The organism is Pseudomonas sp. AC016 (assembly GCF_979253365.1).
The window spans coordinates 4,715,219-4,731,316 of sequence record NZ_CEEDCC010000001.1 but is presented as its reverse complement, the minus strand read 5'-3'; the positions used below and the strand labels follow the sequence as shown (position 1 = coordinate 4,731,316).

Genomic DNA, 16,098 nt, shown 5'->3' with positions numbered 1-16,098 from the left:
AGAGCCTAGTCGACAACCCATGAGTCTGAGGGGTTCCTGCTTATTCTCAACGTGGCGCGATGTGCACCACCATCAGTTGGACGGTTTCGTTGCCACGAAACTCGTTCAGGTCCAGTTTGTAAGCAAGCTCGACCCAGCGAATGTTGGGGTTGGGCCAGATGTCGCGATCCACGCTGAAAGCAATACCGTCCAGCTTGACGCTGCCGCACTCTGTCTTGAGCACCATCTTCAAATGCCGCTCACCGACCACGCGTTGTTCCACCAACTGGAACACGCCATGAAACAGCGGCTCAGGGAAATGCTGCCCCCAGGGCCCTGCATTACGCAGCGCGCGAGCCAGTTCCAGATGAAACTCTTCGACCGCCAGCGAGCCGTCCGATAGCAAGCGTCCGGTCAGGTCCTGCTCATCAAGCTGGCGCCGTACTTCCTGATCGAACGCCTCGGCGAACGCCGGAAAGTGCTCTTCGGGCAAGGACAGACCCGCTGCCATGGCGTGCCCGCCGAACTTGCTGATCAGGTGCGGATGAGCCGCTGCCACTGCGTCCAGCGCGTCACGAATATGAAATCCCGGCACCGAGCGGGCAGAGCCTTTGAGCACGCCCTCCCCGGCGCTGGCAAACGCGATGGTCGGACGGTGATAACGCTCTTTCATGCGCGATGCCAGAATGCCGATCACGCCCTGGTGCCAGTCCGGCTCGAACAGGCACAGGCCGAACGGCATGGATTCGACCGGCAGGTCCTTGAGCTGGGCCAGTGCTTCACGCTGCATGCCCTGCTCGATGGATTTGCGGTCCTGATTCAGTTCATCCAGTTGCACAGCCATTTCACGCGCCAGCGTCGGGTCGTCACAGAGCAGGCATTCGATGCCCAGGCTCATGTCATCCAGACGCCCCGCCGCGTTCAGGCGCGGACCGAGGATAAACCCCAGGTCGGTGGAGGTAATACGTGACGGCTCGCGACGTGCCACTTCCAGAATCGCGCGCAAGCCAGGTCGTGCGCGACCGGCGCGTATGCGCATCAGACCCTGATGCACCAGAATGCGGTTGTTGGCGTCCAGCGGCACAACGTCCGCCACGCTGCCCAGCGCCACCAGATCCAGCAGTTCGCCCAGATTGGGCTGGGCGCGCTGATTGCGTTCGAACCAGCCGCTGTCACGCAGGCGCGCGCGCAACGCCATCAACACGTAAAAGATCACGCCGACGCCCGCCAGTGATTTGCTGGGGAACATACAGCCGGGTTGATTGGGATTGACGATGGCGTCGGCTGCCGGAAGCTCGTGACCCGGCAAGTGGTGATCGGTGACCAGCACCTGCAAACCGGCTGCCTTGGCGGCTGCCACGCCCTCGACGCTGGAGATGCCATTGTCGACGGTGATCAGCAACTGCGGCTTGCGCTGCAGTGCGACCTCGACGATTTCCGGCGTCAGGCCGTAGCCGTACTCGAAACGGTTCGGCACCAGATAGTCGACATGCTCGGCTCCCAGCAGGCGCAGCCCCAGCACACCGACGGTACTGGCCGTTGCACCGTCGGCATCGAAGTCGCCGACGATCAGCATGCGCTGACGTTCCTCCAGCGCGGTCACGAGCAAGTCGACGGCGGCATCGATGCCCTTGAGCTGTTGGTACGGAATCAGTCGCGCCAGGCTCTTGTCCAGTTCGGCCTCACTCGCCACCCCCCTCGCCGCGTACAGGCGGGTGAGCAACGGAGGCAGATCGCCAAGGAAAGGCAGGGTGTCGGGCAACAGACGAGGTTCGATGCGCATGCGGGTCAGCTGATTCTCTTGATGTGTCGGTACAGGGTAAACAGTGCGGTATCAGCCGCGCTCGCCAGCGAGCCACTGCAGCTGGACTTCGTGCTGGCCACGGTCATCAGTAACGAACACAGTGCCTTCACTGATCATCACGTCCCACTTGATGACGCGCGGCATGTCTTTGGCCAGCACTTCGAGGATTTCCTGCGGAACGGCAGCGATGTTCACGTTCTTCAGGTTCTTGATCGCCGGAATGACCTTGCCTTCCCAGACCCGCAGACTGCCGTAGGCCAGCAGACTGGTGCGCTCGGTACGACGCGAACACCAGGTCAGGCGGTCGGCATCGGGCTGGCCGACTTCGATCCAGTGCAGAACACGGTCATCCAGGCTTTTTTCCCACAGCGCCGGTTCGTCTACATCAGACAGACCGCGACCGAAGGCAAGCTGCTCGTTGTACCAGAAGGCATAGGCCAGCAGGCGCACGGTCATGCGCTCTTCGGTTTCCGAGGGGTGACGGGCGATGGTCTGCTTGACGCTTTCGTAAACGCCCCGGTCGAGGTCGGTCAGGTTCAGTTCGAATTTGTAGGTCGTGGACGGCTGGGCCATGAACGGGCTTCTAGAGTCTGGAGGAAAGACGACAAGTCTAACCGATGCAGGGCCCCGCAAACGAATCGGTACGTGGATCGGCTTGCCGGACAGCGAAAATCAGATAGCCTCATAAACGCAGAACCACCCTGATATGTGACGCCAGCGGCCCGGAGCGACTCAAAAGCCTGTTACTTGACACACTTGGCCTATGACATTTTCGAGGATGAGACAGACGAATGATTCTTCGTGCCTCGTACTGCGTAATGATTCGCCTGCTGCTGACGCTGTTGTGGCTTGCCGTACCCGGCACTAGCCAGGCGCGGGAAACATTGACCTGGCTGTTGCGCGACTTGCCGCCCTCGACGATCTTTTCGGGGACCATGCAGGGCCAGGGCGCCATCGATCAACTCATGCCCCTGCTGACCGCCGGGATGCCCGAATACGATCACGTGGTGATGCATGTCAACAGAGCCCGAGCCATGCAAACGCTCAACGACGGCACGACTCTGAGCTGCGATCCGACCATGCTCTGGACACCCGAGCGCGCCAGAACCATTGTGTTCTCCATTCCGGCCTTCGTGCTGTACAGCAGCGGACTTGTCGTGTTCAAGGAAGACATGGTGAAGATCGAGCCTTTCGTCTCGCAAGGCAAAGTCGACCTCGAGGCTCTAATGGCCAGCAATACCATCAAGCTCGGTGCAGTTGCCGAGCGCAGTTACGGAGGCGTTATCGACAAGACGCTTGAAGAAAGCCATGAACAGACCCTGAGCCTGCACTATGGCAGCGACGCGGTCGGGAGCCTGTTGCAGATGGCGCGGGCCGGACGCCTGCAGGGCCTGCTCGGTTTCTGGTTCGAAGCGCGCTACCAGGCGCTGCAGCAGGGGATCAGTCCACAAGAGCTGACTTTTTTGCCTATCGTCGAAAATCCCGTGTACCAACTGGCCTACATCGGTTGCAGCAATACGCCCGAGGGCAGGCAGGCCATGCAACTCATCAACCGGGAAATGCGCACTCTGCGCGAAAGCAGCCTGATGGGACTTTATGCACAGTGGCTGGCCCCCGAACAGCGTGGCGATTACCTGCGCGACGTAAAGGCCATCTTCGACAAAAACTGATTCGCAGAAAAGACAAACCCCGGGCAGAGTCACACTGCACGGGGCAATCAGAAGATGCTTCGTCAGACGCTGATCAAGGGAGCGGCGAGCGTCCCTTGGTCTTCATTGTCATCAGGCGAATGTCGGAGCACCGACAAACGTACGGCTCATCGCTGCGTTGCGCATGGCAGCAATGACGCAGGGCTCGATCCTGCCTTCGGCAACCATCAAGTCACGATGAAGCCCGTCGACCACATCCGTCAGTTGACGTTTGTCACCCAATTGATCGGCAGTGAACACGCGCTCGATCACACAGGCACCCGATGCGTCTCTCAACGTCACAAGACGTTCGCCACGTGCGCCGGCCGGGCCGATGCTGGCCTTGTAGGGAGCCAGCGCTTCGCTTAGCAGTAAGCTGATATTTTCCATATGAACCACCACTCAACTGTTTGAATGCAAAGGTGCCAATCAATGACCGTCGGCGACGGCAGAAAGTTCTTTTCTGCGTTGCACTGTCGGCGACGTTCTCTGAATTCGAGCATGCCTGCTGAATGTGACAGGGAAAAAACCGGGGTTCGACAGGCCTCCCTCGACGTCTACCGGGTGGCTGTCGCCTGCTTACAATGCAAATTGTTATTCGCTCTGTAGGAATTTTCAGCAAAGATAAGCGCCATCGCCTACAAACTACCTCTCTCTGGCGCACCTTTGATAAACAACCGACTCAGATGAAATACCATTAGCCCCCCTCTGACGGAGCCGTGCCTTGAGCGCATCCACCGGTCACCCCTTGCGTATCATCCTGGCTGATGACCACCCCATTTTTCTGATCGGACTACGCGTCGTGCTTGAGCAAAACAACGCCGCAGCGGTGGTTGCGCAGGCGAGCAATCCCGACGAACTGCTGGCAGCGCTCAACGAACATGACTGTGATGTGCTAGTGACAGATTTCATGATGCCGGTCGAGCAACAGAACGACGGCCTGCGTCTGCTGCAACGCATCAAGCGGGACTTTCCGGACTTGCCCGTAGTAGTGGTGACAACCCTGAGCAATGCCGGACTGTTTCAGGCGATGCTGGATCTCGACGTTCAGGGCCTGTTGAGCAAAGCCAGTGTGGCCGGAGAGCTGCCTGCCGCCATCGAGAGCGTCCGCCGTGGACGAGTCTTTCTGGCCGATTCGGTGCGCAGGGTGCTGCAGGACGCTCAGCAGTTGGGGCCTGATTCACCGCTGGCGCTCGAACAGTTGTCGCCCAGAGAACTGGAAGTACTGCGCCTGCTGTCGGCCGGCCATGCGGTGGGCCGGATCGCGACTCAGCTCAACCGCAGCAAGCAGACCGTCAGCGCTCAGAAAGTAAGCGCCATGCGCAAGCTGGGTGTGGCGAATGACGCAGCGTTGTTCATGTATCTGCAGGAACATGGTCTGTCGTAAGCACGGGGGCATGTGCGTGGGAAACCGCGCTGCGCTCGAACAGCCATCGTGCCAGATCCACCGGGGCCATCGGCCGGGCAATGAAATAGCCTTGAATGGCCAGTGTGCCGAGCGCCAACACGCTGTGAAAATCATCCAGGGTTTCGACGCCCTCCACCACCACGTTCATGGACAAGCGCTGAGCCATGACCATCGCACCGGCAACGACGGCAGCCTTGCGAGGGTCGTCGCTCAAGCCCCGCACGAAATCGGTGGGAATCTTCAGTTCGCTGAAAGGCAACTGCAGCAGACGATCAATGTTCGAGGCCCCCATACCGAAGTCGTCGATAGACAATTTGCAGCCCTGCATGCAAAGCCTTAACAGCTCTTCCAATTGCCAGTTCTGTGGCTGTTGCGCGTCCTGCTCAAGGATTTCCAGCGTCAGCACACTGGCCGGCAACTCATGACGCGCAAGCGCCTGCATGATCTGTTCAGCGAAATCCATCTGCTGGAGTATCTGCGGTGCAATATTCACCGATACCGGTAGTGCCCGCCCCTGCTCACGGTTCATCTGCGCCGAAAACGCCAGCGCCTGATCCAGCACACGCCAGGTCAACGGCTCGATCAGTCCTTCGGCCTCGATGACCTCCATGAACCGGCCCGGTGTCAGCAGGCCGTACACTGGGTGCTGCCAGCGCACCAGCGCCTCGGCACCCAGAACATCACCGTCGAGACTGACCTTTGGCTGAAAGTGAGCGACCCATTGCGTGGCGCACGCTGCAGGCTCCATGGCGTCGCCGAACAACTGCAGAGCATTCAGCACGCAGGCCGCATGCCGCTCAGGAGCTGATTCTTCGACCTTGAGCGCAGGTGGCTGATAAGCCTTGAACAACTCGCTCAAGGCTGCGGCGGATGCAGGTTTGGACAGGCAACCCAGCACTTCCAGGCCCTGAGCAACGGCAAGACGGGCTACGCCTTCAAGTATCGAGGTGGCCGTACTGCTCAGGATGATCAGGGCATTGGCCATGTTCTCGGCAGCCAGATAACGAATCAGCTCCAGGCCATCCGGACCTTCCATCTGCAAATCACAGATGGCGATATCGACAGGACCACGGCTGTTCAGGGATTCACGGGCCGCTTCGACACTTTCAGCGGTTCGCACATCGAAAATCTGATTGGCGTTGAGCATCTGGTGCAACGCCATCAATTGAAAGGGGTGGTCTTCGAGAACCAGAACCTTGAGTGAAAACACAATCATGCCTATCGGGGAAAAAGCCATCGGGCCCAGAGAGGCCGTACTCTAGAGGCTCGAGAAAGCGATCCCCATAGGACAAGTCTTAAAACGCCACCCCCGACCCCGGTGCACCATGAGCAGTGTGTTCATCCAGGCTGAGGCGATATTTCGGGCAGTTCCACCAGATGCTCTTCGATGTCCATGCGCAGGCTGCCGATGGCCATCTCCAGTGCCGGCCAGCGTTCAAGCGTATCGGTGTCGGCCTCGCGCCGGGTGGCGTCATCCAACGCCATGCACGCCCTGGCCAACGGCATGGCATCGATCAGGCTGGCAGCGCCCTTGAGGCGGTGCAGCGATGCTCCAAGTGTCGGCCAGTCCCGCGAATGCACGGCGGCTTCCAGCGCCGAGTGTTCATGCAGAAGGTTTTTCCAGAGTTCGGCCAGCAGACGCTGCATCTGTTGTTGATTGGCCTGGGTCATGCGCTGCAAGGTCTGAAGATCGAAGGTCGGCTCTCGGACCAGCTCTGCCAGTTCATGGGCCAGACGCTCCAGCGACAAGGGCTTTATCAGCAGGCCGTCCATGCCCGACGCTTCACAGCGCAGATTTTCATCACTCAGCGCATTGGCCGTGCAACCGATGACGGGGCACCGCTGGCGCCGCTCCTGCACCTCGATACGCCTGATGGCTTCTGTCAGGGCATAGCCACTGATGCCTGGCATATTGCAATCGGTGATAACGGCATCGAATTCGCCTTCACGCCACACGTTCAGCGCAGTTTCGCCGCCGTCGACAGGCACCACCTGATGGCCGAGAAACTCGAGCTGACGGGTCAGCACCATACGATTGGCGGACAGGTCATCGACCACCAGCAAATGCAGACTGCGCTGGTCTGCAGGCGTCGCGACGGATTCTCCATCCGGTGCGACGGCGTGCTGAACTCTGGCGAACGAAACGTCGATGGCAATCCGCGTCCCGTTACCCGGCTCACTGTGCAAGCTGATATCACCGCCCATCAGTTCCACCAGTTGGCGGGAGATACTCAGCCCGAGCCCGGTACCGCCGTACCGGGCGGCCGTGTCCTCGCTGGCCTGAATGAAAGGCTGAAATACCTGTTGCTGACGCTCCGGCTCGATACCAGGGCCGCTGTCCTCGACACCGATACGGATACGCGACTCCGTGGCGCCGTCGGCGGGCTGTGCCTCAAGTGTCTGTACAGTAATCACCACGGCGCCCTGGCCGGTGAACTTCAACGCGTTACCCACCAGATTGTGCAGGACCTGACGCAGCCTCAACGGGTCCAGCCAGTAATCGCCTTTCACTCGCTCGTCGAGCTCAAGACGAAGCGCCAGCCCTTTCGCTTCGGCCTGAGCGGCGAACAGATGAACAACGCCCTCGAAGAAGGTCTGCAAGGATGTGACTTCAAGGGACAACTTCATGCCCCCGGCTTCGATGCGGGCCAGATCCAGACTGTCGCCCACCAGCGCCACAAGCTCCTGAGCCGAGCGATGCGCCACCCGAATGGCCTGGGAAGGCTGATGCCCAAGACGCAGCGCCTGCGCGCACTCAAGCTCCAGCAGACCGATGATTGCGCCCATCGGGGTGCGAATTTCATGACTCATGGTAGCCAGAAATTCGCTTTTGGCCGCGTTCGCCTGATCCGCCTGGCGCAGCGCTTCTTCCAGCTGCTGCTCCAGCCGCTTGCGCTCGGTTATATCGATCCAGCCACCCAGCAACCCCTGTAACTGGCCGTCCGCGCCGAAGAAAGGCACCGTCCATTGCCAGGCATCCACACGCTTGCCGTAAAGCTCCATGGTGCGATCGGCAAAAATCGGCTGATGATCCTCCAGCAGTTTCACGTAATCGGCGTGCATCTGCTCGGCCACCGAGCGAGGTATCAGATCGACATCGGTCAGTCGTCGGCCATTCAGTTGCTCGAAACTGACGCCGAAGCTTTCTTCGTAACTGCGGTTACAGGAAATCAGCCGACCTTTGAGATCGCGCACATAGATCGGGTTGGGAATGCCATCGAGCAATGCGCGCTTGAAGGCCAACTGGTCACTCAATTGCCTTTCCACCCGCAGACGCTGACGAATCTGCGCCTTCAGCCTGCTGCTCCAGAGCAGCGATACCAGACCGGTCAACAGCGCCAGCATCACCGCCCATATGACCCATTGCGGTATGCGGTTCCAGAGCGAAGGCTGGGGTAAGGTCGAGCCCAGCCACTTCACTCTGATGGAGCGCAGTTCGGCGACTGGGAACTCTTCCAGCGCCTTGTTGAGAATGCCCAGCAACTCGGGTTGCGACTTGACCACTGAAAACCGGTCCGGCGACCATTTTCCGTCAACGCTGCGGGCGACCTTCAGCTCGCCGGACGGAAACAGATAGGCGCCTGCCTCGTTCTGAATGGTTGCATCGGCAACACCGCTTTCCACCATCGACCGCGCCTGATCATAGGTGTTGGCAAGCTTTAGCTGAATCTGTGGATACTCGCGCCGTATCTGATCTTCAAGGGCATGCCGGGCGGGCAAGGCAAGTACCCGCCCTTCCAGGCTTGCCAGCGAGACATTGGAAGAACTGTCGGAGCGCACGACGAAAACCCAGCTGTTGCCGCCGAAGGAATAGGTGAAATCCAGAAACCGCCGACGCTCCGGGTTTTCCGCAAGCGTGGTGTTCATGTCGGCCATGCCGGTGCGCAAGGCGTCTATGCTCTGCTGCGTGGAAGGCACTTCGCGGTGAATGAACTGCAGACCGGTCATGCGTGATATGCGCGCCAGTACATCGATATTGAGGCCCACCCACTGTCCATTCCGGTCCTTGTAGATATAGGGCGGATGTTGGGTGGTGGATACCGTGACGCTGGGATGCTTGACGATCCAGCGCCGCTCTGCCCCCGTCAGACTGATGCGTTGCCCTGCCAGATCTGCGCCCAGCCCCACCGTCCAGCGTCCGGTGACTTCGCGACAGACAGCGGGATCGATGCTGGCCAGCGCACGGTCGATCAGGCCCAACAATCGTTGTTCCTGTGCACGCACCGCGAATGCGAACCCCACGGGTGGCAGTGCGCTTTCGAACTTGATTTGCAAGCCCAGATAAGGCCGCAGCGCGATGTAGGAACGAACGATGACCTCATTACCGATGAAGACGTCCGCCTCGCCCTGACTCAAGGCCTCGAGCGCGCTGTAGAGATTGGGAGCGATGATGATCTCGCTCTCCGGATAGGCGCGATGCACGACATCCGAATCCGCATAGCCGTCGAGCAAAACCACTTTCTTGCCTGCAAGACTGAGCGAAGGACTGAGGTCGTTACCGCGGCCGACCACGATCGAGCGATCCGGCATGTATTCGGTGGAAAACGCCAGCTCCTTCACACCCCGTTCGAACCCATTGGCGCTGGTCAGTATGTCGATGCTGCCATTGCGCAGTGCGTCGATGGCTTCCTCGCGCTGGGCGAATCCGGTGACTTGCATGGATATGTTGAGCTGATCGCCGACCAGCCCCAGGTAGTCGGCACTGATGCCCTGATAGCGATTGCGGTCACTGGTGATATCGATGGGTTCGTAGTCGGCAATGGCGATACCGACGCGAAGCACCTTGCGCTGATCCAGCCACTTCCGGTCCGAGGCTTCCAGCGGAAGGTCGGGAGAAGCCAGAAAGGGGGCGGTCAGGGTAAACGGCAGGCTTTGCGCCGCGTCCACCGCTTGAGCAAAAACAAGAATCAGCAGAAAAGCCATCGCATGCCAGACGCGATCACCCGTTACTTTGACTGTCCCCCTGACAACACCTTGCATACTTGCTTGCTTCACAACGACCAACTCATCTGTATGAACTGAAAACCCCTGGAAGTTTGGCACGTAGAAACGAGAAGGCCCGCTGGTGGGCGGGCCTAAAGTTGTTACACAACGATTCCGTCAGAGCGGTTTTCCGCGGTTGCCATGCTGGCTGACGAAAGCCTGTATGGCTTTCAGGTCATTGGGCAGAACCGTGCAGCGTTCGTCACGCTCGAAAAGATCAGACATATGTGCAGGTAGCTCAAGTGCTTTTCCTACGCCCGCCTTCTCGACTGCCTCGGGGAACTTGACCGGATGCGCCGTGCCCAGAATCACCATAGGCGTGTCCAGGCTGCGGCGGCATTCGCGTGCCGCCCTGACACCGATTGCAGTATGCGGGTCCAGCAGTTCGCCGGTCTTTGCAAACACATCGGCGATGGTTTCGCAGGTCTCTTCGTCACTCACTGCCAGAGAATCGAACAGCTTGCGGGTCTCGGTCCAGCGCTCTTCTTCGACGCTGAAACCGCCACCCTGCCTGAAGTTGCTCATCAGCTCGGCAATGGCCAGGCCGTTGCGACCGTGCATGTCGAAGAGCAGGCGTTCGAAGTTGGACGACACCATGATGTCCATCGACGGCGACAGCGTGGCGTGCAGGGTTTCCTTGACGTACTGGTTGCCGCTCATGAAGCGGTGCAGGATGTCGTTGCGGTTGGTGGCCACGATCAGTTGATTGATCGGCAGGCCCATGTTGCGGGCCAGATAACCGGCGAAGATGTCGCCGAAGTTGCCGGTCGGTACCGAGAACGACACCGAGCGCGCAGGGCCGCCCAATTGCAGCGAGGCGTGGAAGTAGTAAACGATCTGGGCCATGATCCGCGCCCAGTTGATCGAGTTGACCGCGACCAGACGAGTACCTTTCAGAAAGCTCTGATCGGCGAAGCTGGCCTTGACCATTTCCTGGCAGTCGTCGAAGTTGCCTTCCACGGCGATGTTGTGGATGTTGTCACCGAAAATGGTGGTCATCTGGCGACGCTGAACGTCCGACACACGATTGTTCGGGTGCAGGATGAAGATATCGACGTTGTCACAGCGACGGCAGCCTTCAATGGCAGCCGAGCCGGTATCACCGGACGTGGCCCCCATGATGACGACGCGCTCGCCACGCTTGGCCAGCACGTAATCCAGCAGACGACCGAGCAGCTGCAGGGCGAAATCCTTGAACGCCAGCGTCGGGCCGTGGAACAGTTCCAGAACCCATTCGTTACCGTTCAACTGACGCAACGGTGCAATGGCGCTGTGGGAGAACACGCCGTAGGTTTCTTCGAGAATCTGCTTGAAGTCCGCGTCCGGAATGCTGCCGGTCACGAACGGCCGCATCACCCGGAAAGCCAGCTCGTGGTAAGGCAGACCTGCCCAGGACGCGATCTCTTCCTGGGTGAAGCGCGGCAGGTTTTCCGGCACATACAGGCCGCCATCGGTGGCCAGTCCGGCCAGCAGCACATCTTCGAAATTCAGCGCAGGCGCTTGGCCGCGAGTACTGATATAGCGCATGGGATCAAACCTTTGGTCTGAGCGTCGAGCCCGCAGGCTCGCCGCCTTGATTAATTCAGATGTTCAACACGGATGCGAACCACCGGGCCCACTACGTCCTGCAGGGCTTCCAGCGCTTCAATGGCGTCGTTGATACGCTGCTCGATCACACGGTGCGTCAGCAGAATCATCGGTACCAGACCGTCATGCTCTTCGACTTCCTTCTGCATGATCGACTCTATATTGATGCCACGCTCGGACAGGATGCTCGCCACCTGAGCCAGAACGCCCGGATGATCCTTGGCCTGGATACGCAGGTAATAGGCGCTTTCACAGGCCTCGATCGGCAGGATCGGATGAGCCGACAGCGAATCGGGCTGGAAGGCCAGATGCGGTACGCGGTTTTCCGGATCAGAGGTCATGGCGCGCACGACATCCACCAGGTCGGCGATGACCGAGGAGGCGGTCGGCTCCATGCCTGCACCGGCACCGTAGAACAGCGTCGAACCGGATGCGTCACCGTTGACCATTACAGCATTCATCACGCCGTTGACGTTGGCGATCAGACGGTCGGCGGGGATCAGGGTCGGATGCACGCGCAACTCGATGCCTTGCGCAGTGCTGCGCGCTACACCCAGATGCTTGATGCGATAGCCCAGCGCTTCGGCGTAATTCACGTCGGCGGTGGTCAGCTTGGTGATGCCTTCGGTGTAGGCCTTGTCGAACTGCAGCGGGATACCGAATGCGATGGATGCCAGGATGGTCAGCTTGTGAGCAGCGTCGATACCCTCGACGTCGAACGTCGGGTCCGCTTCGGCATAGCCCAGCGCCTGCGCTTCAGCCAGGACGTCCGGGAAGGTGCGGCCCTTCTCGCGCATTTCGGTGAGGATGAAGTTGCCCGTGCCGTTGATGATACCGGCCACCCAGTTGATACGGTTTGCCGAGAGGCCCTCACGAATTGCCTTGATGACCGGGATGCCGCCGGCGACCGCCGCTTCGAACGCAACGATGACGCCCTTCTCGCGCGCCTTGGCGAAGATCTCGTTGCCATGAACGGCAATCAGCGCCTTGTTGGCGGTGACCACGTGTTTGCCGTTTTCGATGGCCTTGAGCACCAGCTCGCGGGCGACCGTGTAGCCACCAATCAGCTCGATGATGATGTCGATTTCAGGGTTGCTGGCAACAGCGAACACATCGCTGGTGGTAGGCGTACCGGTAATCTGGCAGTTGGGGTTTGGTGTACGAACCGCAATTTGCGCAACTTCGATTCCACGCCCGGCTCGGCGGGCAATCTCCTCGGCGTTACGTTTGAGTACGTTGAAAGTACCGCCACCGACAGTACCCAGCCCACATATGCCTACTTTGACCGGTTTCACTGATGAACTCCCCGAAAAACAGCCGATCCTGAATCGGCTGTGAAAACAGTCGCGTATCGCCACGCGACTACAATTTAGCGAGACGGCGGCAAGGCCGTTGTATCACGACGCAGCGCCAAAGCTGCGCCAGGTATTACTTGGCACCCAGCGCCAGCTTGGCGACCTGGGCTGCAGGCTGATAGCCCGGGATGACCTGACCATCGGCCAGAACGATCGCCGGCGTGCCATTCACACCGATGGACTGACCCAGCTCGTACTGTTTGGTGACCGGGTTGTCGCACTTGGCAGCCTTGATGTCCTTGCCGTCGACCATACGGTCCATGGCGCCCTTGCGGTCCTTGGAGCACCAGACGGCCTGCAACTGCTCGTCACCCGGAGAACCCAGACCCTGACGCGGGAAGGCGAGATAACGCACTTCAACGCCCATCTTGTTCAGCTCGCCGACTTCTTCATGAAGCTTGTGGCAATAGGGGCACGTGGTATCGGTGAACACGGTGATGTGCGATTTGGTTTCACCCACGGCCGGGTAAACCACCATCTCGGCGGCCGGAATGGCATTGATGGTCTTGGAAATGGCCAGACGCTCGGTCTTCTCGGTCAGGTTGACCGGCTTGCCGTTCTGGACCTGAAACAGGTAACCCTGAACCACGAATTGCCCGTCGGCGCTGGCATACAGCACGCGGCCACCCTTGAGCTTGACCTCGTAGAGGCCATTGAGCGGGCTGGGTGCGATGCTTTTCACCGGAAGTTCCAGTTTGAGCGTATCGAGGGTCCTGCGAATGGCCTGCTCAGGAGCGGCATCGGCCAAGACAAACGTGCTGAACGTACCAGCCAGCGCAACAACGGCGGCAGCAAAAATCTGGGGCAAGCGCATGAATACTCCTATCGACGGCGGACAGGCCGACCACTGCGCAAACGTAGCAGGTCGGCCTGGTTCTGCGAAACCGGCAAAGCCTATCACATAAGGCCCGCGAGGCCGACTGGCTGTCATCAAAGCAGACAGTTTCCATGGCGACTTATCGATTTTTCCGGTCAAAGGAGTGGAGAGCTTACCTACGAAGAGCATCTATCGTGGTTATGTTTACTCAGTAGTAGTGCACCTATAAATCTTGACATGACCTATCCCAAGACAGAGCCATCCGCCTCGTAACGTTCAAGTATTGTCAACTTGAGCAACGCATCGTCACCATCACAATCCGTCATCCAGGCAAACCATATATCAGGCAAAGAAACTTCAGCAGGAAATTTTTCGAGCTTGTAGGTTTGCATATTTTTCTTGCTTCTCCACGACTTCAGATAGACATGCTGAGGCCCTTCGTGACCAATCGAAAAAACGCTATTGCCTTCCATGACTATCGTGGCCAAATAAGCCAACCCTCCGTTCCTTGTTCTATGAACCCAACCATCCTCATTCACCGCCAAATAAACGGTTCCGGCTTTCAAATTAGCCAAAGGTGAAACATCTTTCTCATCATAACAAACTAACTTGGGGGCCGCCAAAAGCTCTGGCTGAGCAACATCCTCTTCCCAAATGGTATATCCCTGAACGCTACCTCCCGCGCTCAAGACTTCTCTTGGATACTCTTGGTCTGAAAAAGAATCGTACGAAACCTGACCAACCTCTTTATGCTCAAGGGGGGCCGGTCTACAAGACAAAATATATGCACCTTCACTGTTTGGCTGAAAGTGAACATGGAGTGATTTTTTAAGCACCGAATTGGCACAAAGGTAATCATGTGATTCAAGGCGGCGATTCTCACCTGCCTCAACAATCTTGAAAAAACCTAATTGGGTTCCATCGACAAGCTCGAGACGAGCCAGAAACGAGCCTTCACAATTTTCACTGGACATGACAATCTTCCTTGATAGCGGGCATCATCGCCCTAATCTTCAGAATAGTTGCCAAACAGCTGCCCCACCCTCATAAACAAAGATCGATTGACCATAATGATCTAACCCGACAGCACACTAAATGCGGGCCAGAGTTGGTTGCACTCCGACTACCCCCGCGGATGGTGCCTGGCATGCAGATCCTGAAGCCTTGCACGTGCCACATGAGTGTAGATTTGCGTCGTGGACAGGTCGCTGTGACCCAGCAACATTTGCACAACGCGAAGATCGGCGCCGTGGTTGAGCAGGTGCGTGGCAAACGCATGGCGCAGCGTGTGCGGGGACAGGGATTTATCGATGCCCGCGACCATGGCCTGATGCTTGATCCGATGCCAGAAAGTCTGGCGGGTCATCTGTTCGCCGCGCTGGCTGGGGAACAGCACATCACTGGGACGACCGTTCAAGAGTTCGTCGCGGGCACCGCGCATGTACCGTTCGACCCAGACAATGGCTTCCTCGCCCATCGGTACCAGACGTTCCTTGCTGCCCTTGCCCATCACCCGCAGCACGCCCTGACGGAGATTGACCTGCTCCAGCGTCAGACTGATCAGCTCGGTCACGCGCAGACCGCAGGCATAAAGCACCTCCAGCATTGCCCGGTCCCGCTCGCCAATGGGCTCACTCAGGTCGGGCGCCGTCAGCAGCGCCTCGACGTCAGCTTCGGACAACGACTTGGGCAGCGGCTTGCCCAGTTGCGGCATGTCGACCTGCAGGGTGGGATCCACAGCGATCAGTTTTTCGCGCAGCAGGTAACGATAGAAACCCCGCGCACCCGACAGAAAACGCGCGGTCGAGCGCGGCTTGTAGGACTGATCCACCCGCCAGGCCAGATGATCGAGAATAGCCTCGCGCCCGGCAGTGGCCAGGTCCACGTTGCGTTCCTGCAGCCAGCCGTGAAACAGGGCCAGATCGCTACGATAGGCGTCTCGGGTGTTGTCAGACAGGCCCTTCTCCAACCAGAGGGCGTCGAGAAACTGGTCAATCAGCGGGTGGTCGATGGCAGGCATGGGTACTCGGGCTTAAGCAGCAGGACGAAGATGCATCATTAAACACCAGACAATAAAAAAGCAGCCCGAAGGCTGCTTTTTTCATGCATCGAAAAACTGTATCAGGACAGTTTTTCCTTGATGCGAGCTGCTTTACCGGACAGGTCACGCAGGTAGTACAGTTTGGCCTTGCGAACGTCACCGCGACGTTTCACAGCCATGCTGTCGATTTGCGGGCTGTAGGTCTGGAAAGTACGCTCAACGCCAACACCGTTGGAGATTTTACGAACAGTGAAAGCACTGTTCACGCCACGGTTACGCTTGGCAATTACAACGCCTTCAAAGGCCTGCAGACGAGCGCGGTCGCCTTCCTTCACTTTCACCTGAACGACAACGGTGTCGCCCGGGGCAAAGGTAGGGATCTCTTTGGTCATCTGCTCTGCTTCGAGGGCAAGAATGATTTTGTTAGTCATGCTGG

General features: G+C 58.7%; 13 protein-coding genes. 2 read left to right on the top strand and 11 right to left on the bottom strand.

Annotation, left to right across the window (positions count from 1 at the left end):
- Positions 1-46: 46 nt before the first annotated feature.
- Together recJ and AC0IXS_RS21335 are read right to left on the bottom strand one after the other, a co-directional pair.
- Positions 47-1,762, bottom strand: a complete 1,716-nt coding sequence (recJ, locus tag AC0IXS_RS21340; protein ID WP_471825615.1) for a single-stranded-DNA-specific exonuclease RecJ — start codon at positions 1,760-1,762, stop codon at positions 47-49.
- A gap of 51 nt (positions 1,763-1,813) precedes the next feature.
- Positions 1,814-2,356, bottom strand: coding sequence for a YaeQ family protein (locus AC0IXS_RS21335; RefSeq protein WP_057409026.1), 543 nt, complete (start codon positions 2,354-2,356; stop codon positions 1,814-1,816).
- A gap of 218 nt (positions 2,357-2,574) precedes the next feature.
- Between AC0IXS_RS21335 and AC0IXS_RS21330 the strand changes: the two genes are divergently transcribed.
- Complete coding sequence (locus tag AC0IXS_RS21330) at positions 2,575-3,453, top strand: TIGR02285 family protein (protein WP_057409027.1); 879 nt, start codon at positions 2,575-2,577, stop codon at positions 3,451-3,453.
- A gap of 111 nt (positions 3,454-3,564) precedes the next feature.
- Here the strand turns inward: AC0IXS_RS21330 and AC0IXS_RS21325 are convergent, their stop codons facing one another.
- The gene (locus AC0IXS_RS21325) at positions 3,565-3,861 is read right to left on the bottom strand and encodes a DUF3509 domain-containing protein (RefSeq protein WP_057409028.1); all 297 of its coding nucleotides are present in this window, start codon (positions 3,859-3,861) and stop codon (positions 3,565-3,567) included.
- Between the two features lie 334 nt (positions 3,862-4,195).
- Between AC0IXS_RS21325 and AC0IXS_RS21320 the strand changes: the two genes are divergently transcribed.
- Positions 4,196-4,858, top strand: a complete 663-nt coding sequence (locus tag AC0IXS_RS21320; protein WP_057409029.1) for a response regulator — start codon at positions 4,196-4,198, stop codon at positions 4,856-4,858.
- Here AC0IXS_RS21320 and AC0IXS_RS21315 read toward each other — a convergent pair.
- The 8 genes from AC0IXS_RS21315 to rplS form a co-directional block, all read right to left on the bottom strand.
- The gene (locus AC0IXS_RS21315) at positions 4,827-6,095 is read right to left on the bottom strand and encodes an EAL domain-containing response regulator (protein WP_161987267.1); all 1,269 of its coding nucleotides are present in this window, start codon (positions 6,093-6,095) and stop codon (positions 4,827-4,829) included. The two genes, AC0IXS_RS21320 and AC0IXS_RS21315, sit on opposite strands and share 32 nt — an antisense overlap.
- 122 nt (positions 6,096-6,217) lie before the next feature.
- The gene (locus AC0IXS_RS21310) at positions 6,218-9,802 is read right to left on the bottom strand and encodes a transporter substrate-binding domain-containing protein (RefSeq protein ID WP_057409099.1); all 3,585 of its coding nucleotides are present in this window, start codon (positions 9,800-9,802) and stop codon (positions 6,218-6,220) included.
- 177 nt (positions 9,803-9,979) lie between these two features.
- Positions 9,980-11,389, bottom strand: a complete 1,410-nt coding sequence (gene thrC / locus AC0IXS_RS21305) for a threonine synthase (protein WP_025995102.1) — start codon at positions 11,387-11,389, stop codon at positions 9,980-9,982.
- A 50-nt stretch (positions 11,390-11,439) separates the two neighbouring features.
- On the bottom strand, positions 11,440-12,744 hold the full coding sequence (locus tag AC0IXS_RS21300; RefSeq protein ID WP_004878879.1) for a homoserine dehydrogenase: 1,305 nt from the start codon (positions 12,742-12,744) through the stop codon (positions 11,440-11,442).
- 133 nt (positions 12,745-12,877) lie between these two features.
- A complete protein-coding gene (dsbC, locus tag AC0IXS_RS21295) occupies positions 12,878-13,618 on the bottom strand; it encodes a bifunctional protein-disulfide isomerase/oxidoreductase DsbC (RefSeq protein ID WP_057409032.1) in 741 nt (246 codons plus the stop codon).
- A 245-nt stretch (positions 13,619-13,863) separates the two neighbouring features.
- Positions 13,864-14,595, bottom strand: coding sequence for a hypothetical protein (locus AC0IXS_RS21290; protein ID WP_122667656.1), 732 nt, complete (start codon positions 14,593-14,595; stop codon positions 13,864-13,866).
- Between the two features lie 149 nt (positions 14,596-14,744).
- Entirely contained in the window at positions 14,745-15,641 is an 897-nt protein-coding gene (gene xerD / locus AC0IXS_RS21285; RefSeq protein WP_122435783.1) for a site-specific tyrosine recombinase XerD, read from the bottom strand.
- A gap of 101 nt (positions 15,642-15,742) precedes the next feature.
- Complete coding sequence (rplS, locus tag AC0IXS_RS21280) at positions 15,743-16,093, bottom strand: 50S ribosomal protein L19 (RefSeq protein WP_004878874.1); 351 nt, start codon at positions 16,091-16,093, stop codon at positions 15,743-15,745.
- Positions 16,094-16,098: the final 5 nt, after the last annotated feature.